The organism is Sphingobium sp. YR768 (assembly GCF_900111125.1).
In the GTDB taxonomy this organism is placed as follows: domain Bacteria; phylum Pseudomonadota; class Alphaproteobacteria; order Sphingomonadales; family Sphingomonadaceae; genus Sphingobium.
Genome location: NZ_FOGE01000008.1, coordinates 113,806 through 138,888 on the forward strand (window position 1 = coordinate 113,806; position 25,083 = coordinate 138,888).

At 59.9% G+C, this 25,083-nt stretch carries 20 protein-coding genes and 1 pseudogene; 8 read left to right on the forward strand and 13 right to left on the reverse strand.

Annotation, left to right across the window (positions count from 1 at the left end):
- Positions 1–95: 95 nt before the first annotated feature.
- The 6 genes from pcaF to BMX92_RS11785 are packed head-to-tail and all read right to left on the reverse strand — an operon-like array spanning position 96 to position 7,254.
- On the reverse strand, positions 96–1,304 hold the full coding sequence (gene pcaF / locus BMX92_RS11760; protein ID WP_093016610.1) for a 3-oxoadipyl-CoA thiolase: 1,209 nt from the start codon (positions 1,302–1,304) through the stop codon (positions 96–98).
- Between the two features lie 53 nt (positions 1,305–1,357).
- Positions 1,358–2,797, reverse strand: coding sequence for an NAD-dependent succinate-semialdehyde dehydrogenase (locus BMX92_RS11765; protein WP_093016612.1), 1,440 nt, complete (start codon positions 2,795–2,797; stop codon positions 1,358–1,360).
- 31 nt (positions 2,798–2,828) lie between these two features.
- Positions 2,829–3,620: an SDR family NAD(P)-dependent oxidoreductase gene (locus tag BMX92_RS11770; protein ID WP_093016614.1), complete on the reverse strand. Its 792-nt coding sequence runs from the start codon at positions 3,618–3,620 to the stop codon at positions 2,829–2,831.
- Entirely contained in the window at positions 3,617–4,888 is a 1,272-nt protein-coding gene (locus tag BMX92_RS11775; RefSeq protein ID WP_218145771.1) for a CaiB/BaiF CoA transferase family protein, read from the reverse strand. Before BMX92_RS11775 ends, BMX92_RS11770 begins: the two co-directional genes overlap by 4 nt.
- A 40-nt stretch (positions 4,889–4,928) precedes the next feature.
- On the reverse strand, positions 4,929–6,467 hold the full coding sequence (locus BMX92_RS11780; RefSeq protein ID WP_093016616.1) for a 3-hydroxyacyl-CoA dehydrogenase: 1,539 nt from the start codon (positions 6,465–6,467) through the stop codon (positions 4,929–4,931).
- Between the two features lies 1 nt (position 6,468).
- On the reverse strand, positions 6,469–7,254 hold the full coding sequence (locus BMX92_RS11785) for an enoyl-CoA hydratase (protein ID WP_093016618.1): 786 nt from the start codon (positions 7,252–7,254) through the stop codon (positions 6,469–6,471).
- A 229-nt stretch (positions 7,255–7,483) separates the two neighbouring features.
- On the opposite strand from BMX92_RS11785, the gene BMX92_RS11790 reads away from it, so the two are divergent.
- The 5 genes from BMX92_RS11790 to BMX92_RS11810 all read left to right on the forward strand — a co-directional run bounded on the left by BMX92_RS11790 (position 7,484) and on the right by BMX92_RS11810 (position 13,666).
- On the forward strand, positions 7,484–8,359 hold the full coding sequence (locus BMX92_RS11790) for an IclR family transcriptional regulator (protein WP_218145772.1): 876 nt from the start codon (positions 7,484–7,486) through the stop codon (positions 8,357–8,359).
- A 55-nt stretch (positions 8,360–8,414) separates the two neighbouring features.
- Positions 8,415–9,566 (forward strand): acyl-CoA dehydrogenase family protein, encoded by a 1,152-nt coding sequence (locus BMX92_RS11795; protein WP_093016620.1) that lies wholly within the window; start codon positions 8,415–8,417, stop codon positions 9,564–9,566.
- A gap of 71 nt (positions 9,567–9,637) precedes the next feature.
- Positions 9,638–11,287, forward strand: coding sequence for a flavin-containing monooxygenase (locus BMX92_RS11800; RefSeq protein WP_093016622.1), 1,650 nt, complete (start codon positions 9,638–9,640; stop codon positions 11,285–11,287).
- Positions 11,288–11,439: 152 nt separating this feature from the next.
- A complete protein-coding gene (locus BMX92_RS11805) occupies positions 11,440–12,831 on the forward strand; it encodes a carbohydrate porin (protein ID WP_177185015.1) in 1,392 nt (463 codons plus the stop codon).
- Between the two features lie 52 nt (positions 12,832–12,883).
- Positions 12,884–13,666, forward strand: a complete 783-nt coding sequence (locus tag BMX92_RS11810; protein ID WP_093016626.1) for a (S)-acetoin forming diacetyl reductase — start codon at positions 12,884–12,886, stop codon at positions 13,664–13,666.
- A 433-nt stretch (positions 13,667–14,099) separates the two neighbouring features.
- On the opposite strand, the gene BMX92_RS11815 is transcribed toward BMX92_RS11810, so the two are convergent.
- The 7 genes and pseudogenes from BMX92_RS11815 to BMX92_RS11840 form a co-directional block, all read right to left on the reverse strand.
- A complete protein-coding gene (locus BMX92_RS11815; protein WP_256213400.1) occupies positions 14,100–14,498 on the reverse strand; it encodes a hypothetical protein in 399 nt (132 codons plus the stop codon).
- A 12-nt stretch (positions 14,499–14,510) separates the two neighbouring features.
- Positions 14,511–14,738: pseudogene (locus BMX92_RS28390) on the reverse strand (TetR/AcrR family transcriptional regulator); the annotation flags it as partial.
- Between the two features lie 131 nt (positions 14,739–14,869).
- On the reverse strand, positions 14,870–15,673 hold the full coding sequence (locus BMX92_RS11820; RefSeq protein WP_093016630.1) for an IclR family transcriptional regulator: 804 nt from the start codon (positions 15,671–15,673) through the stop codon (positions 14,870–14,872).
- A gap of 26 nt (positions 15,674–15,699) precedes the next feature.
- Positions 15,700–17,229 carry an MFS transporter gene (locus BMX92_RS11825; protein ID WP_143066775.1) on the reverse strand — a complete coding sequence of 510 codons (1,530 nt, stop codon included), beginning with the start codon at positions 17,227–17,229 and terminating at the stop codon, positions 15,700–15,702.
- Positions 17,222–18,319, reverse strand: a complete 1,098-nt coding sequence (locus tag BMX92_RS11830) for an HlyD family secretion protein (RefSeq protein ID WP_093016634.1) — start codon at positions 18,317–18,319, stop codon at positions 17,222–17,224. The genes BMX92_RS11825 and BMX92_RS11830 overlap by 8 nt, the downstream gene beginning before the upstream one ends.
- Before the next feature lie 17 nt (positions 18,320–18,336).
- On the reverse strand, positions 18,337–19,740 hold the full coding sequence (locus BMX92_RS11835) for an efflux transporter outer membrane subunit (protein WP_093016636.1): 1,404 nt from the start codon (positions 19,738–19,740) through the stop codon (positions 18,337–18,339).
- A 51-nt stretch (positions 19,741–19,791) separates the two neighbouring features.
- Positions 19,792–21,243: an aldehyde dehydrogenase gene (locus BMX92_RS11840; RefSeq protein WP_093016731.1), complete on the reverse strand. Its 1,452-nt coding sequence runs from the start codon at positions 21,241–21,243 to the stop codon at positions 19,792–19,794.
- A 211-nt stretch (positions 21,244–21,454) separates the two neighbouring features.
- Here BMX92_RS11840 and BMX92_RS11845 point away from each other — a divergent pair, with 211 nt between their 5' ends.
- The 3 genes from BMX92_RS11845 (at position 21,455) to BMX92_RS11855 (ending at position 24,731) form a co-directional block, all read left to right on the forward strand.
- The gene (locus tag BMX92_RS11845) at positions 21,455–22,588 is read left to right on the forward strand and encodes an NAD(P)-dependent alcohol dehydrogenase (RefSeq protein ID WP_093016733.1); all 1,134 of its coding nucleotides are present in this window, start codon (positions 21,455–21,457) and stop codon (positions 22,586–22,588) included.
- Between the two features lie 103 nt (positions 22,589–22,691).
- On the forward strand, positions 22,692–23,258 hold the full coding sequence (locus BMX92_RS11850) for an NADPH-dependent FMN reductase (protein WP_093016735.1): 567 nt from the start codon (positions 22,692–22,694) through the stop codon (positions 23,256–23,258).
- Positions 23,259–23,261: 3 nt separating this feature from the next.
- Positions 23,262–24,731 carry a glycoside hydrolase family 1 protein gene (locus BMX92_RS11855; RefSeq protein ID WP_218145773.1) on the forward strand — a complete coding sequence of 490 codons (1,470 nt, stop codon included), beginning with the start codon at positions 23,262–23,264 and terminating at the stop codon, positions 24,729–24,731.
- Positions 24,732–25,083 lie beyond the last annotated feature (352 nt).

Sequence of the window (25,083 nt, forward strand, 5' to 3'; positions counted from 1 at the left end):
CAGCAGCGATGTCGGACGATGCCTTGATGAACCAGTTCAAGAGCGTAGTCAGATTGCGCTCTTCAGCTTAAAATAGAGCGAACCAAAGGCTCAGATCATACGCGCTCGACCGCTAATGCCAGCCCCATCCCTACGCCGATGCACAAGGTCGCCAGACCTTTTTTGCCGCCGGCCACTTCCAACTGGTGCACCAAGGTCATGGCCAGACGCGCGCCAGACATGCCCAGAGGATGCCCCAGCGCGATCGCGCCGCCATTTGCATTAACATGAGGCGCATCGTCAGAAAGGCCGAGCCCACGCATGACTGCCAGTCCCTGGCTGGCGAATGCCTCGTTCAATTCGATTGCATCAAAATCTTCAATGCTCAGTCCAAGCTGCGCCATCAGCTTTATCGATGCAGGAAGCGGCCCTATCCCCATGACCCGCGGCTCCACCCCAGCAGACGCCATACCCAGGATGCGGGCGCGTGGGGTTAGCCCATGTGCCTTCACTGCTGCTTCACTTGCAACGATCATCGCCGCTGCGCCATCATTGATACCCGAAGCATTGCCGGCCGTGACCGTGCCGTCAGGCCCGAACAGTGGTTTCAGCTTTTCCAGGACTTCTGCTGTCGTGCCCGCGCGCGGGTGCTCATCAGTGGCAACCTGAAGAGTTTCGCCCTTCTTGCTCCCTGGCACGTTCACGGCCACAATTTCCTTACCCAGGAAACCGCTCGCTTGGGCCGCTGCCGCACGTTGTTGGCTTCTTAGCGCAAAGGCATCCTGGTCGGCGCGACTGATTCCATATTGCTTAGCCACATTTTCGCCTGTTTGCGGCATGGTCTCGGTGCCATACAGGCCATCGAGCGCCGGGTTGACGAAACGCCAGCCCATTGTCGTGTCCTCGACTTTCTGGGAGCGGCCAAAGGCCGCATCCGACTTGCCCATGACAAAAGGCGCTCGGGTCATGCTTTCGACACCACCTGCAAGTGCAAGCTCCATCTCGCCAGAACGGATCGCGCGAGCCGCCGAGCCCACCGCTTCGAGACCCGAAGCACACAGACGATTGAGCGTCACGCCCGGAACGGTATGCGGCAGGCCCGCGAGCAACAGGCTCATGCGCGCGACATTGCGATTATCTTCGCCCGACTGATTGGCACAACCGTAGAATACTTCTTCGATTGCTGCAGGATCTAGGCCGATGTTGCGCGCCAACAAGGCCGTGATCGGCAATGCTCCCAGATCGTCAGCCCGCACCTTGGCAAGAATGCCGCCGTAGCGCCCGATGGGAGTGCGAACAGCATCGCAGATGAATGCTTCTGTCATGACTTTCCTTGTGCGAAATTTAGGAATGAAGGGACACCATAATCAACGTGACGTCAGACGTTGGCGATCACGACGGATCGCACATTGAGGTAAGCATCGAGCGCTTCGGGACCACCTTCAGTACCGTAGCCGGAATCCTTCAAACCACCGAACGGCAGCTCAGCCGATGTCGCCGCCGGCGTGTTGATCCACAACATGCCGACCTCCACCCGGCGAGCCAGAAGGTCTGCATTCGCGAGCGACCGGGTGAATGCATAACCGGCAAGCCCGAATGAAAGGCGATTGGCTTCAGCAACTGCCTCGTCCAAGGTGTCGAAACCGCGAACGCCGGCAACGGGACCGAAAGGCTCGTCGTTGAACAGCCGCGCATCCAGCGGGACGTCTGAGAGAATTGTTGGCTCCCAGAAGTTGCCGGTTTCGCCTATCCGGCTTCCACCCGCGAGAAGGCTGGCACCGCGCGTGATCGCATCGTCCTGAAACTCTGCCATAGCGTTCAGGCGGCGCGCATTTGCAAGCGGACCCATCTGAATCCCCTCAGCTGTGCCGTCTCCCACCTTTATCTCCTGTGCAACGCTGACTAGCGCCTTCTCAAACTGAGGCTTTACGCTATTTTGCACCAGGAACCGGGTCGGTGAGATACAGACCTGCCCGGCATTGCGGAATTTTGCACTGCCGATGCTCTTGGCGGCCAGCTCGACGTCGGCATCGTCACAAACGATGACCGGGGCATGGCCACCCAGTTCCATCGAGGCGCGCTTCATATGCTGCCCCGCCAGACCGGCCAGAAGTTTGCCGACCGGCGTAGAGCCGGTGAAGGTGATCTTGCGGATGATCGGGCTGGAGATCAGATATTCCGAGATTTCCGCCGGATCGCCAAACACGAGGCCCAGAACGCCTTCTGGCAAGCCGGCATCCTGAAACGCGCGAATAAGTGCGGCAGGGCTGGCCGGCGTTTCTTCCGGCGCCTTGACGATGATCGAGCAGCCGGTGGCCAGAGCTGCCGCTATCTTTCGCACGACCTGATTGATCGGGAAATTCCAGGGCGTGAATGCGGCGACCGGTCCGACGGGATCCTTGACCACCATCTGCCGTATGGACAGGTTGCTGCGGTGCGGGACGAGGCGTCCGTAGACGCGGAACCCTTCTTCGGCGAACCATTCGATGATGTCCGCCGATGCCAGCGCTTCGCCGCGCGCTTCGGGCAAGGGCTTGCCCTGCTCCAGCGTCATTATCATTGCAATATCGTCAGCGCGCGCCCGCATCAACGCTGCGGCTTTGCGCATGATGACGCTACGGGCTGCGGGCGTGAAGTCGCGCCATGTCGCAAAGCCGCGATCCGCCGCATTGAGCGCCCGGTCGAGATCAGCACGGCTGGCGTGGGCGACCTTGCCGATTTCCTTGCCAGTGGCCGGATTTTCTACGGCCAGGGTTCGGCCATCGGCGGCATCCTGCCAGACATTGTCGATGAACAATTGGGTGTCGGGATATGTCATTCAAAAATCCTCCAAAGGGACAGACGTCCGCTCAAAGCGAAAAGCCGCCGTCTACGGCCATGGCCTGCCCAGTGACATGGGGCGCGCTGGCCAGGAATACCGCAAGTTGCCCCATATCTTCCGGCGTCTGCGCCTCGCCCTGCGGCAGTAGCGCCGACTGGTGGCGTTCCCATGACTGTTCCTCGCTTTCGCCGTCCTGCGCCCAGCGGCCCGACAGACCCGTGTCACCGCGCCACATGCCGGTGCCGACGATGCCGGGGCATAGGGCGTTGACGGTGATCCCTTCGCGCGCAACTTCCTTGGCAAAAGCGTTGGTGAAGCCGATGACGCCGAATTTGGATGCGGTATAATGGGCCAGGTCGGGGAAACCGATCTTGCCGGCGATCGATGAGGTATTGATGATACGCCCCGAACCACCCTTTCGCATCAGCGCCAGTTCCGCCTGGCAGCACAGGAATACGCCGCGCAGATTGATCGTCATCAGGTCGTCCCACTGCTGAACCGTCAGTTCGGCCACCGACCCCAAGCTGACAATGCCAGCATTGTTGACGGCGATATCCAGTTTGCCGAAGTCACGTTCGACAGTCGCGATCATGGCCTGCACACTGGCGGGATCGCGCACATCGACCGTGATGGCCGCGCTGCGCCGACCCAGTTTCTCTATCTCGGCAGCGGTGCCGCCAGCGAGGTCGGCGTCGAAATCCGCGATCAGCACATCAGCGCCTGCTTTCGCCAGGCTCATGGCGATGCCTGCGCCGATGCCACGGCCGCCGCCGACGATCAGGGCGATTTTGCCATCAAGGCTGAACTGGCTGTTCGTCATGTCAGGATATCCTCATTTTCTTGTTGGAAATCTGGGTGTTGCGTCACCGTTCCGCTGGCGACGAGAGCGGCGATCCGGTCATCGTCAAGGCCGAGCAGGTCGCGCAGCACCATATGGCTATGCTGGCCCAACATGGGCGGCGGCGCGCGATATTGGACGGGCGTGTCCGATAGTTTGAGCGGACTGGCCACCATTTCGAAGGCCGCATTTTGCGGATGCGGCACCTGCACCTTCATGTTCCGGGCTACGACCTGTGGTTCTTCGAGCGCTTGTGCGATAGAGTTGATCGCCCCCACTGGTACGCGCGCCGCATGGATGCGCGCCACCCATTCGTCAGCCGTTGCGCCGACTAGATGTTCGCTCAGCAGGCCATCGAGTTGCTCGCGATGAGCGATGCGATCCGCATTGGTGATGAAGCGCGAATCGGCCGACAGGTCCGGCAGCCCGATCGCAAGACATAATGCCACAAATTGCTGATCGTTGCCGCAGGCGATGATGAAGTCGCGATCGCTGGCACGGAACACCTGATAAGGCACGATGTTCGCATGGGCATTGCCATAACGACCCGGCACCTTGCCCGATGAAAGATAGTTCATCGTCTGGTTGGCAAGCGTTGCGACCTGCACGTCCAGCAATGCCATGTCGCAATGCTGACCGCGCCCGGTCGTCTGCCGCGCAATCAGTGCCGCCTGGATCGCGATGGTCGCATAAAGCCCGGTCATCAGGTCCGCTACCGCCACGCCGACCTTTTGCGGCCCGCCGCCCGGTCGGTCGTCCCGCTCGCCGGTTATGCTCATCAGCCCGGCAAGCCCCTGAATGATGAAATCATAGCCGGGTTCGGCCGCGCGCGGACCATCCTGCCCAAACCCGGTGATGGAACAATAGACCAGCCGGGGATTGATCGCGGCCAGGCTTTGATAATCCAAGCCGTAACGGTCGAGCGAACCGACCTTGTAATTTTCGATCAGGACGTCAGATTTGCGCGCCAATTCACGCACGATATCCTGGCCCTCGGGCGTGGAGATATCGATCGCGACGGACATTTTGCCGCGATTGGCCGCCAGATAATAGGCTGCCTCGGTCGTTGCGTCGCCTGCATCGTCCTTCATCCAGGGCGGCCCCCAGGATCGGGTATCGTCACCATTGCCCGGCCGTTCGACCTTGATGACCTCCGCACCCAGATCGGCCAGGATCTGGCCGCACCATGGACCTGCCAGGACACGGCTCAGGTCCAGCACGCGTATGCCGTCTAAAGCACTCATGTTCATTCCTTCACCCGATCGGGCTGTTTTTGGTCGGCCTTGCGCATCAATGGCGGGAGGCGGGCTGTTCTTCATGAAGCAAGGAAAGCCCCAGTGTGGCGCGACGGCGCAGCCAGGGACCGGGACGATAGCGAGGGTCGCCTGTCAGGGCATGGATGCGCGTCAATATCGACAACATCTTGTCTGCCCCAAGGCTGTCGCCCCAACTGAGCGGACCCTTCGGATAGCCAAGGCCTATCCGCACGGCATCATCGATGTCCTGCGGGCTGGCGATGCGCTGCTGCGCAATCTCACCGGCCAGGTTCACCACCATGGCCAGCACGCGCTGCGCCACGAAGCCGGTGCTGTCGCCGATGAATGTCACTTTGCCGCCATCGCGCGTCAACAAGGTTCGCGCGGCGTCCGCGAAATGCGCGTCGAGCGCTGGCGTCCCCATCAAGGTTCGATGCGATCGCACCCCTGCGAAGAGATCGATCCCGACGCTGCGGGTCGGATCGCATCCCAGGCGCAATGCCGCCGATGTGGCATCTTCGCCGAGTGGCGCGATAAGGATGAGCGAGCCGGTTTGGGGGGAATCGCCATGATCCAACGCCCCTCCACAGGCACCGACCAAAGCGGCCAGATCGGCCGTGTCGAAGTCCGCACTCGGCGCAATCCAGACCGGTGGCAACTCGGCGGCATTGATAACGGCGGCCGCCTGAACTGGGGCAGCAGACGCGGCGGCGGCGCCATAATCGTAAAATCCCCGGCCGGTCTTGCGTCCCAATTCTCTAGCGACAACCCGCTGTTCGGCGATGTAGGATGGCTTGTAGCGCGGATCGCCGTAAAATTGTTCGAAGATCGCACGGGTCGCGGGATGCGAGACATCCAGGCCGGTGAGGTCGAACAGCTCGAACGGCCCCATGCGGAAGCCCGCCGCATCGCGCAGGATCGCATCGACCTGAGCAAAGGATGCCACTCCTTCCTCCACGATACGCAACGCTTCGGTGCCATAGGCACGGCCAGCGTGGTTGATGATGAAACCCGGCGTGTCCTTTACCACGACACCGCGATGGCCCAGCACTTTGGCCAGGTCCGACAGCGCTTGCGTGGTCGCTTCGCTGGTGGCGATACCCGGTATGATTTCGACGACGCGCATCAACGGAACGGGATTGAAGAAGTGGAAGCCCGCAACGCGCTTGGGGTGGCGACACTCGACCGCGATCGCCGTGACGGACAGCGACGATGTGTTGGTCGCCAATATGGCGTCCGCCGAAACCACGTCTTCCAGCTGCGCGATCAACTGCTGCTTTGCATCCAGCCTTTCGACGATCGCTTCGATGACGAGGCCGCAATCCTTGAGCGCGGCAATATCCGCCTCGGGCGACAGACAGGCCATCGCGGCTTGCGCTGCATCAGGTTTCATCTTTCCCTTGGCCACGAGCTTGTCGAAGGTCGCACGCAATCCATCACAGGCGGCCTGCGCCGCCCCTTCACGCGCATCGAACAACCGCACCTTGATGCCCGCTGCTGCGGCAATTTGGGCGATACCTGCGCCCATAACGCCTGTACCAACGATGCCGATCGTATCTATCCGACTGTTCATTTCATAACCCCGTAAATTGCGGCCTGCGCTTTTCCATGAAGGCGGCCGCGCCCTCTTTCTGGTCCTGCGTGTCGAAAAGGAGTTGGAACGCCTTGCGCTCCAGCATCAATGCGCTTTCCAGGGGGAGGTCCGCGCCTGCCAGCATCACTTCCTTGATCTGTCGCACCGCCATGGATGGCATGCGGGCGATGTCGATCGCGATCTCCGTTGCGCGATCGATCGTCTGCGCGTCATCGACCACTTCGCTTACGAGGCCGATCCGCAAGCCCTCCTCCGCCCCGACCATGCAGCCGGTCAGCGCCATGCGCATGGCCTGAAACTTTCCTACAGCCCGGATCAGCCGCTGCGTCCCGCCTGCTCCGGGCATCACGCCCAGCTTGACTTCGGGCTGCGCGAAACGGGCCGAACGTCCCGCCACGATGATGTCGCAATGCATCGCCAATTCGCATCCACCGCCAAGGGCAAATCCGTTGACCGCCGCCACGATCGGCACAGGACAGGACGCGATCGCCCCCCATAGCTGCTCGACTTTGCGCTGGATCATTTCGATCGGGGTGGCGTTGGCCATTTCGCCGATATCGGCGCCCGCCACGAATATGTCCGGACCGCCCGTCAGGACGATGGCGCGAATATCGGATATGCCGGATAGATTAAGGAAGATCTCCGCCAGTTCGCGCCTGATCTTCAGGTTCAACGCATTTTTTGCGTGGGGCCGATCAATGCGTATCACTGCAACGCCGCCATCGCGTATTTCAAGATGGATTTCGGGGTTCGCCGTGATTGTCATGATCCTCTACCATCTTGCCAATTCCGCATAGCGGAACTATATTTCGTTGGTAAAATGAATATAGGCTTCGCGATGAGATTGTAAAGTTTCGGCGTTTTTCGAGGAAATATGATTTAATAACAGAATATTGAGTATGATTTGGCGTTTTCAATGATGAACAAAAAGCATATCGGTTCCGCACAGCGGAATATAATACCGCATTATTGACAAAATAAATCGGAGGGTTACGATGAAGACCATAAAGCTGGCTACGACGCATTTGGATGAGGCGAAAAAGCTAGGAAACGCGCCCGACGAATCAGGCGATAGCAGCGTTGGCGGCATGGAAGAGGAGAACGAAAATGACGGCGAAAAAGATCGAAACTTCGTTACGGCTTTAGCACGGGGCGTGGAATTGCTCCGTTGCTTCACGCCCTCGCAAAGCCTGCTGGGCAACCAGGAACTGGCTGCCAAGACGGGCCTGGCCAAGGCGACGGTTTCGCGTCTCACCTATACGCTCGCGCAGTTGGGCTGCCTGAAGCGGCAACCATCGTCAGGCAAATATCATCTGGACGTCGGTGTACTCGCCTTTGGCTATCAGATGTTGTCGAACCTTTCGATCAGGGCGGTGGCGCATCCTTTCATGGAGGATCTGGCGAAACATGCCCAGACCACCGTGGCGATGGCGGCGCGGGACCGGTTGCAGATGGTGTATCTCGACGTAGTTCATGGTCAGGCGAACATGACCATGCGCCGGCAGGTCGGATCCTATCTGCCGCTGCACCTCAGTTCCATGGGGCGTGCATGCCTCGCCGCGATGCCGGAGAAGGAACGCGAATTCCTGCTCAATCATATTCGTGAACGTCACGACACCGATTGGCGCGACATCCGTCGTGGCCTGGACCGCGCGTTCCGCGACTATGAAGATTATGGCTATTGCCTGTCTATCGGCGAATGGACGCGCGACGTGAACTCCGTGGCGGTTCCCCTGATCCACCCGGAACATGGGATTTTGGCCTTCAATTGCGGTGGCCCCAGCTTTCAGCTGCCCAGAGAGAAGTTGGAAGACGACATCGGCCCCCGGCTCAAGCTGATGGTGGCGCAGATACAATCCGTGGGACGGTAAGGCCCGTCCCGCCCAAGCTTAAAGAGCGCGCCCATGGGCGCCGCCAGGAGAGAAGATGATACGAGATCAGGATACACTGGACTTCCTCGTCACTACGGTCAGCCGATTTGTGGACGAAGTTCTGATCCCGCATGAAAATGAAGTCGCCGAAACGGACGAAATCCCGGACTCCGTCATTGCGGCGATGCGCGAACTCGGTCTGTTCGGTCTGACGATCCCCGAAGAATTTGGCGGCCTGGGCGTGACGATGGAGGAGGAGGTCCGCATCGTATTCGAGCTTGGCCGCGCCTCGCCCGCGTTCCGTTCCTATATCGGCACCAATAACGGCATCGGGTCGATCGGCATCCTGATTGACGGTACTCAGGCGCAGAAAGAAGAATATCTGCCGCGGCTGGCCAGCGGCGAATATCTCAGCGCCTTCTGCTTGACGGAACCGGATGCCGGATCGGACGCAGCATCGCTCAAAACCAGCGCGGTTCTGGACGGCGACCATTATATCCTCAACGGAACCAAGCGGTACATCACCAACGCGCCCCATGCCGGGATCTTCAGCGTGATGGCCCGCACGGACCCTGCCAACAAACGCGCAGGCGGCATCAGCGCCTTCATCGTAGAGCGTGGCACTCCTGGCCTGTCGCTCGGCAAGCCCGATTACAAGATGGGTCAAAAGGGTGCGCATACCTGTGACGTGGTTTTCGAAGATGTACGCATTCCCCGATCCCAGCTGATCGGCGGCGTCGAAGGCGTCGGCTTCAAGACCGCGATGAAAGTCCTCGACAAGGGTCGCCTGCATATCGCCGCCCTGGCCGTGGGCGCTGCCGAACGCATGTTGGCCGACACGTTGCGCTATGCGATGGATCGCCGCCAGTTCGGCAAGCCCATCGCCGAACATCAGTTGATCCAAGCGATGCTGGCGGACAGCAAGGCCGAAATCTATGCCGCGCGTTGCATGGTTCTGGACGCGGCGCAGCGGCGTGATTCCGGGCAACCGATCAGCACCGAGGCATCCTGCGCCAAGATGTTTTCCACCGAAATGTGCGGCCGGGTCGCGGATCGTTGCGTCCAGATCCATGGCGGCGCCGGATATGTCAGCGAATATGCAATCGAACGCTTCTATCGCGATGTGCGCCTGTTCCGCATCTACGAAGGGACGACGCAGATCCAGCAGATCATCATCGCGAAGAATATGATGGCGGAGGCCAGCTGACGCGGCGCCCGAACCGGATGCCGCACACGGCGGCAAAGACATTCGAACATTAAAATAACTGGAGGATCGAAATGGCTACTTCTCCCAACGCCATACCTATGTCCGAAATCGAGCTGGATGCGGTGGTCGTAGGCGCCGGATTTGGCGGTATCTACGCGCTCAAGAAGTTGCGTGACGAACATGGCTTGAACGTTCTGGCGTTCGATAAGGCCGGTGGCGTTGGCGGCACCTGGTTTTGGAACCGCTATCCCGGCGCGTTGTCGGATTCGGAATCGCACGTCTATTGCTACTCTTGGGATAAAGAGCTGTACCAGGAATGGGAATTCAAAACCAAATATGTGCCGCAGGCGGAAGTCCTCAACTACCTTCAAAGCGTGGTAGAGCGCCATGACCTGATGAGGGATATCCGTCTGGAAACCGGCATCACGTCGGCAGTTTTCGACGAAGCGCGGCGGAAATGGGTCGTGAAGACCGACGCTGGCGAAACCTATCTTGCAAAATATTTCGTCACGGCTTTGGGATTGCTGGCGGCTACCAATATTCCAGACATTCCGGGCCTGGCAAGCTTTGAAGGCGAGGTTTATCACACCTCTCGCTGGCAGCCCGAAACCCGTTTCGAGGGCAAACGGGTCGGCGTAATCGGCACAGGATCAACCGGCGTGCAATTCATCACAGCGGTGGCGCCGCAGGTGAAGCACCTCACTGTATTCCAGAGGTCGCCACAATATTCGGTGCCGATCGGCAATGGTCCAATTAGCAAGGAAGAGCTGGCCGACATCCACCGCGACTTCGACGCGATCTGGGATCAGGTGCGCGGTTCGGCTCTGGCCTTTGGCTTTGAAGAAAGCGACATCGGGACGTTCAGCGTTTCAGACGAGGAGCGCAAGGCCATCTTCGACCGGGCGTGGAAGAAGGGCGGCGGCTTCCGCTTCATGTTTGAGACGTTCAATGACATCGCCACGAACGAAGAAGCAAACAAGGCAGCGCAGGACTACATCCGGGGCAAGATTGATGAGATCGTCAAGGATCCCGAAACCGCCCGTAAGCTGAAACCCAAGGATCTCCATGCCAAGCGCCCCCTGTGCGACAGCGGCTATTATGAGATATTCAATCGCGACAACGTGAACCTGGTCCATGTCGGATCGGAAGAGACGCCGATCGAAAGGATCACATCGACAGGCGTGGTTACATCCGATGGTGTTGAGCATGAACTCGACATGCTCGTCTTTGCTACCGGGTTCGATGCCGTCGATGGCAATTACAAACGCATGGCACTGCGCGGTCGCGACGGCGTCCTCATTCAGGATCATTGGAAGAACGGTCCCAGCAGCTACATGGCAGTCGCGACGCCGAATTTCCCCAACATGTTTATGGTTCTTGGCCCTAACGGCCCCTTCACCAACCTGCCCCCCGCAATCGAGGCCGAAGTGGAGTGGATCGCCGACACGATCGGCTACATGGAGAAAAATGGCATCGCCACGATGGAACCGCAGCCCCAAGCCGAAGAAGCCTGGGTCCAGACTTGCGAAGACATTGCCAACCAGACCTTGTTCCCAAAGGCCGAATCCTGGATTTTCGGCGCAAATATTCCGGGGAAGAAGAATACCATATATTTCTACATGGGCGGGCTTGCAGCCTTTCGCGAGGCGCTCCAGCAAGTCACGCAGGATGGGTTTCGCGGCTTCATTCTTGAAAAGACAAGCGAAAACCAGTCTGCATAGACATAAGCCAGACAGAACGGGGCAGATGATGGACGTATGACAGGCATCATCCGCCCCTCCGTCGGATCGACACGCCGGACGAAAGACGATCGTCGCAAGATCGCTTGAGCCATATGCTTATCGCCCTGCGTGGCCTCTTTAGGAGAGTGACCATGAAATCAATCGCGTTTCTCGCGAGCATGACGGCTGCCATCACTTTGGCTGGCAGCAGCTATGCGCAAACCCCGCCGCCGTCGGGCGATCCCGCCGACACCCAACTCTCCGGCACGGCATTGCCGCAACCGGAAACCGAAGATGGGAAAGCCGTCGGCCCGCAGATGACCACAGGCATATTGGGGGACTGGGGCGGCCTGCGGTCGCGGCTATATGAAGACGGCCTGGATTTTCAGGTCGCCTATGGCAACGAACTGGCCTGGAACCCGCGCGGCGGATCGCACCGGGACGTGACCGTCATCGGACAAGCCATCGTAGGAATGACGGCCGACATGGACAAGATAGCGGGCGTCGAAGGCGGCCTTGCCAAGGTCGCCCTCTTCTACCGCCATGGTCCCAGCCTGACAGTCAACGCTGACCTCGGCATGCTTCAGCAGGTGCAGGAGGCTTATGGCCGGGGTGAGATCGTCCGGTTGGTCGAGGCCTGGTATCAACAGTCCTTCGACGCCGACCGTTTCCGGCTGAAGATAGGCCGCATGCCCGCCAACGCGGAATTCGCGGCTTTTTCCTGCGACTTCCAAAATTTGTCATTCTGCGCGTCGCCACAGGGGAATTTCAACAGCGGCATCAACTACTGGTTTTCCGCGCCTGGCAGCAACTGGGCCGCGGTCGGCCGATACAATCTGGGCGCTGATCGGAAGCAGGGCTATGTGCAGATCGGCGGCTATCTGGTCGATCCCGACAATGTAAATCCGACCAAGGGCTTTAACCTGGGCTTTTCCGGCACGACGGGCATATTGCTGCCGTTCGAGGCCGCGTGGACGCCCACATTCGATGGAGACAAGCCGGGCTATTACAAGCTGGGCGGCTGGGTCGAAACGTCGCGCACGAACGATCTGGTGCGCGACAGCAACGGCCAACTCATCGCGATTTCGGGCAATGAGGGCAAAGCATATCGCGGTCGCCACGGCGTCTATTTCGAAATGGCGCAACAACTTACCGCATCGCCCGGCGGACTGGACAAGCAAGGGCTGTCGATGTTTTTCAACATCACCCAACTCGATCGCAAGACCAGCCTGATCGACAATCAGATCGCGCTGGGCATGACTCAGACCGGCACCTTCGCCGGGCGACCCAACGACCAGATCGCCTTTGCCATCGCGCGCACCCATATCAACAGCCGCATGCGCGCGGCTGACAAGATCGCCTTCGATGACGGCCTGCTCAGCGGCATCAGGCAATCGGAATATCTCGCCGAATTGGACTATCGCTTCGTTCCGACAGCTGGCGTGCGCATCACGCCCAACATCCAATGGGGCATCAATCCGGGCGGTATTTCGCAGAATCGCAATGTCGTCGCCCTGGGCCTCAAGACGTCGGTGTCGTTCTGACCAAGGCGGCCTTTCACGCAGTTTCTTTCAACCCAGCAGAAGGATTAGGATCATGACCAAGGTTTCGGGAAAAGTAGCCTTCATCACAGGCGCAGGACAGGGCATTGGCGAGGCGATCGCATTGCGCCTGTCGCAGGATGGATTTGCCGTCGCCTGCGCCGACATCAACCTGGCGTCCGCAACGGCCGTGGCCGAAAAGCTGATCGCAGCGGGCGGCACGGCCTGCGCCGTCAGTGTCAATGTCGGCGATCGGGATTCGGTGTTCGCCGCCGTCCAGAAGGCAGTCGACAAGCTTGGCGGCCTGGATGTGCTGATCAACAATGCGGGCGTTGCGCCGATTACGCCGATCGAGGATATTACGCCCGAAATCTACCGCACCTGTTTCGACGTCAATGTTGGCGGCGTGCTTTGGGGTACACAGGCGGCGGTCAAGGCGTTCAAATCCCTCGGCCACGGTGGCAAGATCATCAACGCCTGTTCGCAGGCGGGTCAGGTCGGCAATCCCGATCTTGCGGTCTACAGCGGGACCAAATTTGCGGTTCGCGGGATTACGCAGACCACTGCGCGCGATCTGGCGCCCCTAGGCATCACCGTCAACGCCTATTGCCCCGGCATCGTCAACACCCCGATGATGCAGAAGGTCGCTCAGGATCTGGCCGATAACAACAACGAAACCTTCGAATGGGGCATGGAACAGTTCGCCAAGAATATCAGCTTGAAGCGGGTTTCGGAACCAAGCGATGTAGCTTCTTGCGTATCGTTCCTGGCTGGGCCTGACTCTGACTATATGACGGGGCAGGCAGTCATCATCGATGGCGGTATGGTTTTCAATTAACCGACATATCGCTGATCTGGGCCGTGCCGCACATATCTGTGGCGCGGCCTACGGCCTGAATTATGCGCAGCAAGTAAACTCTGTTAAGCTCCGGGTGCCGCCTAGCGTGGAGGAGCGCATCGATTGGCAAGCCAACACATTGTTCGATGATCGTTGAAGCGCTGTTTGCAGAAGCTCCGCGCACAAGAGGCAAAGTAGGCGGTCCTGTCACGCGATCGCATTCGACGGCGTCAACGCTACCAAAAGCTTGATACAGGCTATTCCCTCGGCGGCGGCGGCACGCCTGTCGATCCGGACATAGCCACTCCGAGGCCTCGCCACAGAGCGATATGGCCTAGCACCGAAACAGCGGCGCGAGCAAAGAGCTAGGTAAACAGGAAAGTCGGCTTCTTCAGAGTGCGACATCTTCCTTCAGGTTGCAATCTCGAGGGGGTCAACTCGCCAAGGTCAGATCAACGATCCGCAGCAATGTGCTTCGTTCGACATGGCACGCAGCCTGGACGATCAACCCCTGCATCACCGCAAAAAGCCAACTGGAGATTGACTGGGCGTCACAAACTTCTGGCAAATCCCCTTCCCGCTTCGCCTGTTCCAGCCGTAGCGCGAGCGCCCTACGCGCCGCAGCGTTGCGATCCACAATGTTCGCGCGAACGGAAATATCCTGCGGACCGCCGGCAACGCAGCCGATAAGTTCCAGACAACCGCGAGCGACGCCGTCCGGAAGGCCGATGGCCCCACGAAGCATATAGGCTGCGACGTCGCGCGCGGATTTCTGCTCGAGCGCGCGGCGCATGTAGGAAAAATTTTCGGCCTCGATCTCGTCGACCACCATGTTGAAAAGCCCCTCCTTACTGCCAAAGGCAGCATAGAGACTGGGGCGGCTGATCCCCATCGCAGAGGACAGTTCCTCAATGGACGCTCCCTCATATCCTTTGGTCCAGAATATCCTGCGCGCCGCAGAAACGACGTCCGCCGGATCGAACGACCTGGGGCGGCCTCTTGGACGAGGCGCCGCTCCGACATCCTCCATATGGGCAACTGGCATAATGTTATCGCCTTTGCTTCTTGGCATCTTCTCGGAGCGTTATCATCGGCCCCCGTTCGCGCAATAAAACCTCGACGCGCCAAGCAGGATCGTATCAGTCGATGCAGGGTGAAGGCCCTAGATAGAACTGGTCAGGACAGGATATATACTCGCCTTCATCAGCCCTCGGACAGAGACGGTTGATGGCCGCCTTCCAGCCAGCCCAACTCTGCGCTTATCTGACGGCACAGCACGCCAAGATGGGCAACGTCTTTCGCGATCTGGTCATTCCAGTTGTCAACGAGACCCAATACCGTAGCCACCAGTATCGCCCGGCCCTGCAAATCGAAGATCGGAAAAGCGGTGGCCCGTAGACCTGGTATCACCGAACCTGTCTCCACCGAGCGGCCGTCGCGACGAACACGGGCACGCAAGTCATCAAGGATTACGCGGTCGATGCCATCGCTGCCTTCAGCCTCCTTAGCAGCGGCAGTCTCCGCGGGCGGTGCGAAGGCGAGGAAAACCCGGCCAGTCGCAGAAGCTGCGAGCGGCAATACAACGCCGACCTGCAAGGTTGTCAACAGCGCGGGACGGCCTCGATAGATGCGCACGATGGTCGGACCGGTCGGACCGAGTGCGGCAATCTGCACAGTCTGCCCGGAAGTCTCTACATATGATTCCACTACCCGATCGACGATCTTGAATGCGTCAGTACGGGCAAGTGCGGCAAGGCCTATGCGCAGAACCCCAGGGCCCAGGTCATAATAGCCCGTGGCAGGATCCTGCCTTGCGGTTCCAGCGGCGATGAGACTATGCAAATAGCGATGCACCTGCGGTGCCGCCATATCGGTGATCTGCGCAATCGTACTGAGCGGCAACGGCCCCTCACTGGCCGCAAGGGCATCGACGATGCGCATCCCGATTTCGATCGACTGGATACCCCGCCGACGTCCCGAGCTTTCAGCTTCATCCTTATCCGTCAAAATGCTTCTCCTTGAGCATCGCTTTATTAGGGACGAGGCAATTTGACGAGCGGGTGTGATGGCGTCCGCCGCAGAAACATCGCGAGCAGCATAGCGAGCGCTGCTACCCAAAAGCAGAAGGTCCACGCGTCCGCATAGGAAAGGACGGTCGCCTCCCTTCGAATGACAGATCCCATTCCACTAATATGGAAGTCGAGCGCGCTCCCCCGCACCCGCTCGACATTGCTGCCCGCAAGCACCGAGGCAACAGCCTCACGCTTGCGCAGCAAAGTGGTGAGTATCGCAAGTCCCAGCTCTGGTCCTAGGACACGGGGTATCTGAATATATGCAACGATGGAGATAAGCTCTTCGCGCGCTGCATTCGCGACGGTCATCGCGATCATCGTCAGCAGAACGGCGGCATTGCCTATTCCGATCAGCACGCTCATCGTGATGAAGTCGCCTGCCCGCCAGTCATGCGTGATGCCACTGCCGAGCCAGCAGCCAAACATCACGAGGAGCAGCCCCCCGGCAACGGTCAGACGCGGATCGGCTCGCCGGATCGACCAGATCGCCACGGGCAGTGCGACAAGCTGTACAAGATCGACACCCCAGAGCGCGGCTCCGGACTGCTCGGGCTTGAGATGACCGACGACCGCCAGGAAGTTTGGGATCAGTACCGAGGTTGCACCACTTGTTACGCCGAACAGCGTCACGATTATCAGTGGCATGTGGATGTTGCGTCGAAGTAGCGCAGCAGGATGGGCGAATGGAACGCGTGAGAAAAATTGCCATACTACCGCAGCCAGGACGAGAAGCATTCCGCCAGTCAGGCACGCAACGACCGTTCCGGACGCGAGCCAGTCGAGGCGGTTGCCTTGGTCCAGCCCTACATAGACCAGCGTCAGCCCGACGCAGAACATCGCCACCTCGCCCTTGTTCGTCCGTGAAAACAAGCTCCATCCGATCTCGCGCTGGGGGAAGCTTACAAGCGCCAGGAGGAGGAAGGCGATGCCGAACAATGTCGCCTGCCAATATATCGCCTGCCAACCCAGATCCTCTACGAACCAGCCGCTGAGCGAGACACCTGTATGCAATGCCAGCGTCAACCGCAGACTATAGAGAGCAAGCGCGAAGAGCCAGTAACGGGGCGATAGGTTCGCAAAGACGATCGCCAGCGTCGCCGGTACGAAGCAACCCAGAAGGAACCCGATCGTGGAATGCACGACGAATATGGCGATCATTCCCGACGCCATCGGTGCCAGCGCCGTTACCAGGATGAACGCTGATGCCGACCAGCCAAGGATTCGTCGTGGTCCGAACATGACTACGCACAAAGGCACAGCGGGCGCAGAGAGGAGTTGGGCAGCGTTGGTGACGGTGCTGAGCCATGCGCCTTCGTCCACGCTCAGTCCATATGCCCCACGGATATCAGCCAGCGAAACGCCGAAATCACGGGTGAACAGGCTGGTGGTCAATGTCCCAAGCAACACGGCAACCACAGAGCCGATACGACGTGTGAGCATTCCGTCCGGCAGCCAATGACGGCTGCGCCGAGCAGTCGCGACATCACCCACGCGTTTCGATCCTTGTCGTCACGGACATGCCGGCGCGCAGCCGCTTGATGATCGCCTGTCCCGGCGCAAGATCGATCCTGAGCGGCACCCGCTGCGTAACCTTCGTGAAGTTGCCGGTCGCATTGTCCGCTGGAAGCGCTGAAAAGGTCGCACCGCTTGCGGGGGCGAGCCTTGAGACATGCCCAACGAGCCGTTCACCAGGAAAGCTGTCGACGAGAACGTCGACGCGCTGACCCGGTGCGATACGCGCCAGCTGCGTCTCCTTGTAGTTGGCGACCACATAGGGCGGCGTACTGGCGACGAAGTTCACGACGGCCGACCCAGGGCTGAGCAAGCTGCCGAGCTGAACCAGTCGCTGACCCACGATACCATCGGTCGGGGCCACGATCCGGTTGTAGGAGAGCGTGATCCGCGCACTCTCAAGCGCAGCCTGCGCTGCGAGCACGTCGGCCTCGCGCTGAGCCCTTTGACCCCGCAGCACATCCAGCTGCCGGTTCTGAAGATCGAGCGCAGCAACGCTGGCTGCCTGCGAGGCTTCAAGCACGTTCGCATTGGCGCTTGCGCTATCATTTTCCTGACCGGTTACTGCGCCAGTTTCTGCCAGTGCTGCGAAGCGGCGCTGATCCGCGCGCGCGAGAAGCAACTTACTTGCATTGCCCGAAACCGCCGCTCGTGCCTGGGCGATGACCGCCTGCTGCGCATCAAGCTCGTGATCGAGATTGGCCAGGACGGCCTTCGCCTTCGCCAACGTAGCCTCGGCATGCAGCACGGCGGCCCGCGCCTCTCTATCGTCGAGCTGGACCAGAACGTCACCGGCCTTCACCTGTTGGAAGTCGGTAAAGTTCACGGTCCGGACATATCCCGAGACTTTCGCGTCCACCACGGCCGACTCCGCCTGAATAGTCGCATTGTCAGTCGTTTGGACCGACCGATCCGCCTCGAACCGGTTCCAGTTGGTCGTCGCCAGGATCACGCCCACGACTACGAGGACCAATATCATCCACGGCACGAAGCGAACCCAGCGGCGTTCGCCATCCTCGGGTTCAGTGGGGCGGTGAGAATTTGGGGAAGTTGCAGCGGCGTCGGTCATAGGGGACTCCAAACGGTTCAGGCGCCGCCGCCGAGCGCGCGCACGAGCGCAACGTCGAGCGTGAACCGGCGGGTCTCGAGTTGCGATACTGCGCGTTTCGAGGCGATGAGCGTGTTTTCAGCGGATAATACTGCGATATAGTTGAGCAGCCCGCCACGGTAGCGTTCGGTTGCTGCCTGATATGCGACCTGCGCCGCGTCGCGCGCCTTTTGTGCATGATCGAGTTGTTCTGCCAGCGCTCGCTCACTTGTCGTGACCTGCGCCACATCCTGCAAGGCGCGTAGAAGCGTGTCGTTATAGCTCGCCACAGCTTCGTCATAATCGGCACGCGCTCCGCGCAGATTGGCCGACAGGGCGCCGCCCCGGAATATCGGGAGGCTGATGGCCGGACCGATATTTCCCGCGATCGACCCTGCATCAAAGAACTTGCCAAGGCCAAGCACTTGGGGGCCGATGAATGCGGACAGGTTGACACTAGGATAGAAGCCCGCTTTGGCCACGCCCACCTGCGAGGCGCGAACTTCCACCCGGAACCGTGCCGCGCGAACATCGGGTCGGCGACCGATCAGATCTGCTGGAAGATTTGCCGGAAGACCGAAGGTCGGCACTTCTGGATCGGCCGGGCGGGAAATTGCCAATGCACGGTCAGGACCGTCACCAATCAACGCCGCAATCCTCAGCCGGGTGAGATCTGCCACTTCCTCGGTAGCACGGGACATCTGACGGGCTGTTTCGAGCGCGCTGTCGGCCTGCCCTTCGGACGCGAGCGTCTCGAGGCCCTGCGCCCGCCTGCGACGGACCAGATCAGCGGTTCGAGCACGCACCTCCACCGTGTCTTCCGCGAGATTTGCGTCACGCATCTGACCAAGCAGGTCAGCATAGGCCCCGGCGATGGAGGTAGTCAGCAGAAGCCGCGCCTGGGCCGCTTCCGCCCGTGCAGCCTGCGCCGACGAAAGCGCCGCACCTATGGCTGCCCGATTGCGTCCGAAGAAATCCAGGTTCCAGTCCAGGCTGGCGCGCACCGATGCGGCATCGTTCACACCCTTAGGGACGCCCGCATAAGGGACGCCATTCCAATAGCTTGCCTTTGCCTCGGCGAAACTACCCGATATGCTCAATTGCGGGAGGTCGCTTGCCCTGCTCTGGTCGACAAAGGCTTCGGCGCGGCGCACCCGGGCGGCGGCGATATCAAGGCTGGGAGAGGAAGTCAGTGCAGCCTCGATGAGCGCATCAAGCTGCGTATCGCGATAGCGCCGCCACCACTCATCCTGCGGCCAGTCGATCGCAGGCGCTTCCAAAGATTGCGCACTGTGCGGCGTAACGGCCGCAAGCATGTGGGGACCATCCGCGATATGCGGTATGGAGGCACAGCCAGCAAGGGCAAGCCCGTTGAGGAGGATGAGTGAGGAGGCGCGCATCATTGTCTTGCTTTGGAAAAAGGCGCAGCCCGGTGCCGGGCCGCGCCTGCCCCTTCAGAACGGGTAAGCCTGATTGGACGGTTCGATGGTCACCCACTTGATCTCGGTAAACTCGTCGATGACCGCACGGCCGTCAAAACGGCCATAGCCACTCTGCTTCATGCCGCCATAGGGTGCCTGCGGCTCGTTCTGCACCGTCGCGCCATTGATATGGACGCAGCCCGCTTCGATCTGCTCGGCGACTGCCAGCGCGCGGCTGACATCGCGCCCGAACACCGCCGAAGACAGGCCATAAGCCGTGTCGTTGGCAATCCGGACGGCTTCATCGACGTTCGCCACGCGGACTACGGTAGTGATCGGACCGAAAGTTTCCTCGTCGTAGATAGCCATGCCAGGCTTTACATGATCGACGATCGTCGCAGGCATCTGCGCGCCTTGGGCTTTACCACCGGTCGCCAAAATTGCTCCCTTCTCGAGTGCATCCTCGATCAGACCATTGATGCGCATGCCCGAGCGTGCGTCAACGACAGGCCCGATTACGACCGAAGGATCGGAGACGGGATCACCGGCCGCAAGTGATGCTACCTTCGCCACGAATTTTTCGACAAAGGCGTCTGCGACCGACTCGTCCACCACGAAGCGCTCCGTGGACATGCAAATCTGCCCTTGATAAAGAAAGGCACCAAAGGCCGCAGCGTTCACCGCCCCGTCGAGATCGGCGTCATCCAGCACTACGAAAGGTGCTTTTCCGCCCAGTTCCAGCAGACAGCGCTTCAACTGCGTGGCGCACTTCTCTGCGATGATCCGACCCACGCGAGTGGAACCCGTGAAGTTGACGCGCCGCACCGCCGGATGCGCGATCAGCACGTCGATGACCTCGGGGGCGTCGTCCGGCGCATTCACGACGAAGTTAAGCACTCCAGCTGGAAGACCGGCTTCATAAAAGGCTTCGGCGATCAACGCATGGGTTCGTGGACTGGTCTCGGACGCCCGGAACAGGACAGTGTTGCCGAAGGCTATCGGATAGGCGATCGCACGGGCAGCCAGCAGGACGGGACCATTCCATGGCACGATGCTAAGCACCACGCCGACAGGCTGGCGCAGCGTCATCGAAAGCGTGCCTGGCTTATCGGTCGGGATAGTCTCACCCTGAACCTGCGTCACCAGACCCGCCGCTTCGCGCAGCAAAGCAGCAGACCCCATCACATTGAAGGCCGCCCAGAGCGCCGACGCACCAACTTCTGCCGCCATCGCAGCGATGAAATCGTCTTTTTTGGCTTCAAGCCGGTCAGCGGCGGCGAGAAGCAGAGCGCGCCGTTCGCTGGGGCCGGTCTTCGACCATCCCTTGAAAGCCTTGCTGGCAGACTCCGCTGCCCGGACAGCGTCATCCTTGTCACCTGCCGCAGCGCGGGTAACCACTTCGCCCGAAATAGGATTGCGGCGCTCGAACCAGCGCCCCGAGCCCGCCTCCAACGCATCGTTATCGATGACCAGACGTACGTCCATCTTCATTCTCCACATAATGAGCGGCGGCACCGCCCGATGTAATGACTGGCGCGTCGGCTTCGGGAGTCGGCAGCGTCGTTCGATGCAAAATCAAATAGGATCGAATTACGCTTTGTCAAATAGATTACGCATTGAATAACTTCCTTGATGCTCTTAGATGGCTGCCCAAGGACGCCGCGCCGTGCGGCGGTCGGTACTCAGGAGACACGACATGGCGGAATTGGAACATGCTCACCCGGTGCGCGCAGCGGTGGTTCGCGAAAAGGGCGGCGAGTTCCTGCTCGAGAACGTCAGGCTCGGAGCACCAAAGCCAACCGAGGTACTCGTCCGGGTCGTCGCGAGTGGTGTCTGCCATACCGACATGGTGGTGCGGAATCAGGATTTTACCGCTCCACTCCCTATGATCCTGGGCCATGAAGGCTCCGGGGTCGTCGAAGCGATCGGTTCAGATGTCACCACGATCGCGCCGGGCGACCATGTCGTGATGACCTATATGTCTTGCGGTTTGTGCGACACGTGCGAATCGGGCCATCCGGCGCACTGCGAGCATATGGGGCCGCTCAACTTCGGCGGAGGACGACTGGACGGAACAAGCTCTGCCACCGACGAACACGACCATCCTGTTCATGACCATTTTTTCGGGCAATCGGCGTTTGCAGAATATGCGCTCGCCAACGAGCGCAACGTCGTGCGCGTGCCCAAGGACGTGCCATTGGAACTGCTTGGTCCGCTAGGCTGCGGCATTCAGACGGGCGCGGGCTCAGTGCTCAACGCGCTCAAGGTCCGCGCCGGATCCAGCTTCGTTGCTTTTGGCACAGGGGCTGTCGGGCTGTCGGCGATCATGGCTGCCAAGGTCGCAGGTGCTACAACCATCATCGCGGTTGACGTGAACCCGGCCCGCCTCGCGCTCGCCCGCGAACTTGGAGCCACACATATAATCAACAGTCGCGAGGTCGATGCTACCGAGACGGTGCGCGAAATAACCGGCGGGGGTGCCGACTTCGCGCTGGAGGCGAGCGGTCGGCCAGAGGTCCTGCGCCAGGCGATAGACTCCCTCGGCATCTTCGGGACCTGCGGGATCGTAGGCGCAACCAAGGAAGGTACAGAAGTGGCCTTCAACGTCAACGACGTTATGATCCCAGGCCGTCGTATCATGGGCATTGTTCAGGGGGATGTAGTCGCCAAGACATTCATTCCGGTCATGATCGACCTGTACAAACAGGGGCGCTTCCCGTTCGACCGTCTTGTGCGCTTCTACGATTTTACGGATATCAATCAGGCGATTGAGGATTCCGAGCGCGGCGTTACCATCAAGCCGATTCTGCGAATCCAGCCAGTCGCCTGACGGACGATAGGCGCGACGGCCAGCCATGGCCGTCGCGTCCGGCTGGGTCGAAGAAAAGCGCTTGATACAATAAATGAAGGCAATTTTTGCCACGGAGACTGATATGGCAGAACTTCCTACGGTCGGCATCTTGGTCGGCAGCTTGCAACGTGACGGCCTCAGCAGAAAACTAGCGAAGTCCGTGATCTCCCTGGCCGATGATCGCGTGAAGATGCGGATCATAGAGATCGGCGACCTGCCGTTATACAATCCCGAACTCGAGGATGAAGGCGTGATGGCCTGGCAGCGTTTCCGTGGCGAGGTCACGCCTCTTGATGGTATCCTGTTCGTCACGCCGGAGTATAACCGGTCCGTTCCGGCCGCGCTCAAGAACGCCATCGATGTTGGATCCCGGCCCTATGGTCAGAGCGTTTGGGCGGGCAAGCCGGCCGGCATTCTGTCGCAGTCACCAGGCGCGCTTGGGGCGTTCGGGGCTAACCACCATCTCCGCCAGAGCCTCGTCTTCCTCGACATGCCCGCGATGCAGCAACCAGAGGCCTATCTTGGCCACTCGGCCGATCTTTTCACAGCAGAGGGAAGCCTGGTCGAGGGATCCGGCAAAACGTTCATATCCTCCTTCATTACTGCTTTTGCAGCCTGGGTAAGCCACTACCCCGCTAGCAAGGCATAGGCGATGTGGCGGCGCTTCCTGCTCGCGACAATGGCTGCAACCATGTCCAGTAGCGTGTCGGCGGAGCCGGCACCGGAACCCTTCCGCTGGGGGGCCGCCTCTGCTGCCTATCAGGTGGAGGGCGCGGTCGCTGCTGATGGTAAGGGTCGATCGATATGGGACCATTATCTCGACGACCTTGATCTCGCAGGCCCTGGCATGTCGGGGGCTGTTGCCATCAACTTCTACGACAGGACGCAGTATCTCAAGGATATCGCGCTCATGAAGCAGATGGGGCTGACAAGCTATCGCTTCTCGATTTCCTGGCCTCGCATCATCCCCGACGGGGTCGGCCCTGCGAACCCGGCAGCGATAGCACATTACCGGGAGTTTATCGATGATCTGAAGGCTGCCGGCATCCAACCAATGCTGACCCTCTACCATTGGGATATGCCGCTATCACTGGCACGGGCTGGCGGATGGGAAAATCGCGCCTCAATCGATTGGTTTCGTCATTATGCGGACGTGGTCTTCGACAACTTCCATGATCAGGTCGATCTATATGTTCTGGTTAACGAACCGTTGGTGGAGCGGGCGATGAAGAAGCTGGCCGAGCAGCGTATGGTTGGCGGCAAAGGCGCGTTTGCAATCGTGCCGCCGGCCAGCGACCTTCCCGGCGCTCTTCGGACCTTCAATCACCTCTTGCTTGCATCTGCGGCAGCAAAGAAGAGCTTCGATGCGAAGGGATATGCTGGTCGGCTGGGTCTCGCCCTCCCTCTCTTCCCCACGCTAACCGAAGCTGGCGCGTCCCCTGCGGATCGGAAAGTGGCGCAACTGGCTGACGGCGTGATGAACCGCTGGTTTCTGGATGCCATGTACAAGGGCAGCTATCCAGCGGATGTGCTTCAGGCCGTTTCGGCTTTGGGTGGCGACATCGACGTGCGTCCGGGGGACGCTGCCGCAATACATGCTGCCGATTTCGATTATCTTGGTATCAATTTCTATTCACCGCTCTTCATCCGCCATACTGCGGACGCGGCGACCGATGGATATGCTGCCGAGATGTTCGTCCCCAAGGGCGTTTACGCGGCCTATAATGGCCCCGTGCGTCCGGACCAGTTCACCGCCCTTTTGGACCGCATCCGCATCGAATATGGAAACCCTCCTGTTTTCATCACCGAGAACGGCGCAGGCTTTCCAGGTGACGATGAAATGACCGATGGCGCGGTTAACGATCGCAAGCGTTGCAAATATCTTGTCGACCATATCGCCGCCATGAAGAAAGCCATGACCAACGGTGCCGATGTGCGCGGTTATCATGTCTGGTCCAGCCACGATAATCTTGAATGGCTGTTTGGATATGGCAGTCGGTTCGGCATGATCCATGTCGACTTCAATACGCAAAAACGTACACCGAAACTGAGCGCTGGGATATATTCGCAGATCATCAGCGGAAGAGCCGTGACGACGGCCGCCTGCGATGTGCAACCATAGACCGGTCGCTGAACTCCCCATCATTTTCGAGCCTGGCTTCAACAAATCTATTCGATAAGGTCAGGTCAGCCTGCAGATCGCGACGACCGCCGATTTCTTCGCGATCTCGGGGGCCGCAGCTGCAGCGCCTGAGAAATCCGTCGCCGCCTCGCTTGCGGCTGGACAGCCTAGACAAGGTGCAAGAGCTGGCCTCTACGGCTGCGGATCGGCGGATCGGCGGATCGGCGGATCGGCGGATCGGCGGATCGGCGGATCGGCGGATCGTTCACCATTTTTGCAGAGCAATTGAAACTTCGGCAACTATATATGAAGCTAAATGCTTTACCGGCCCGGTTGTCCAAGCATCCCTGAG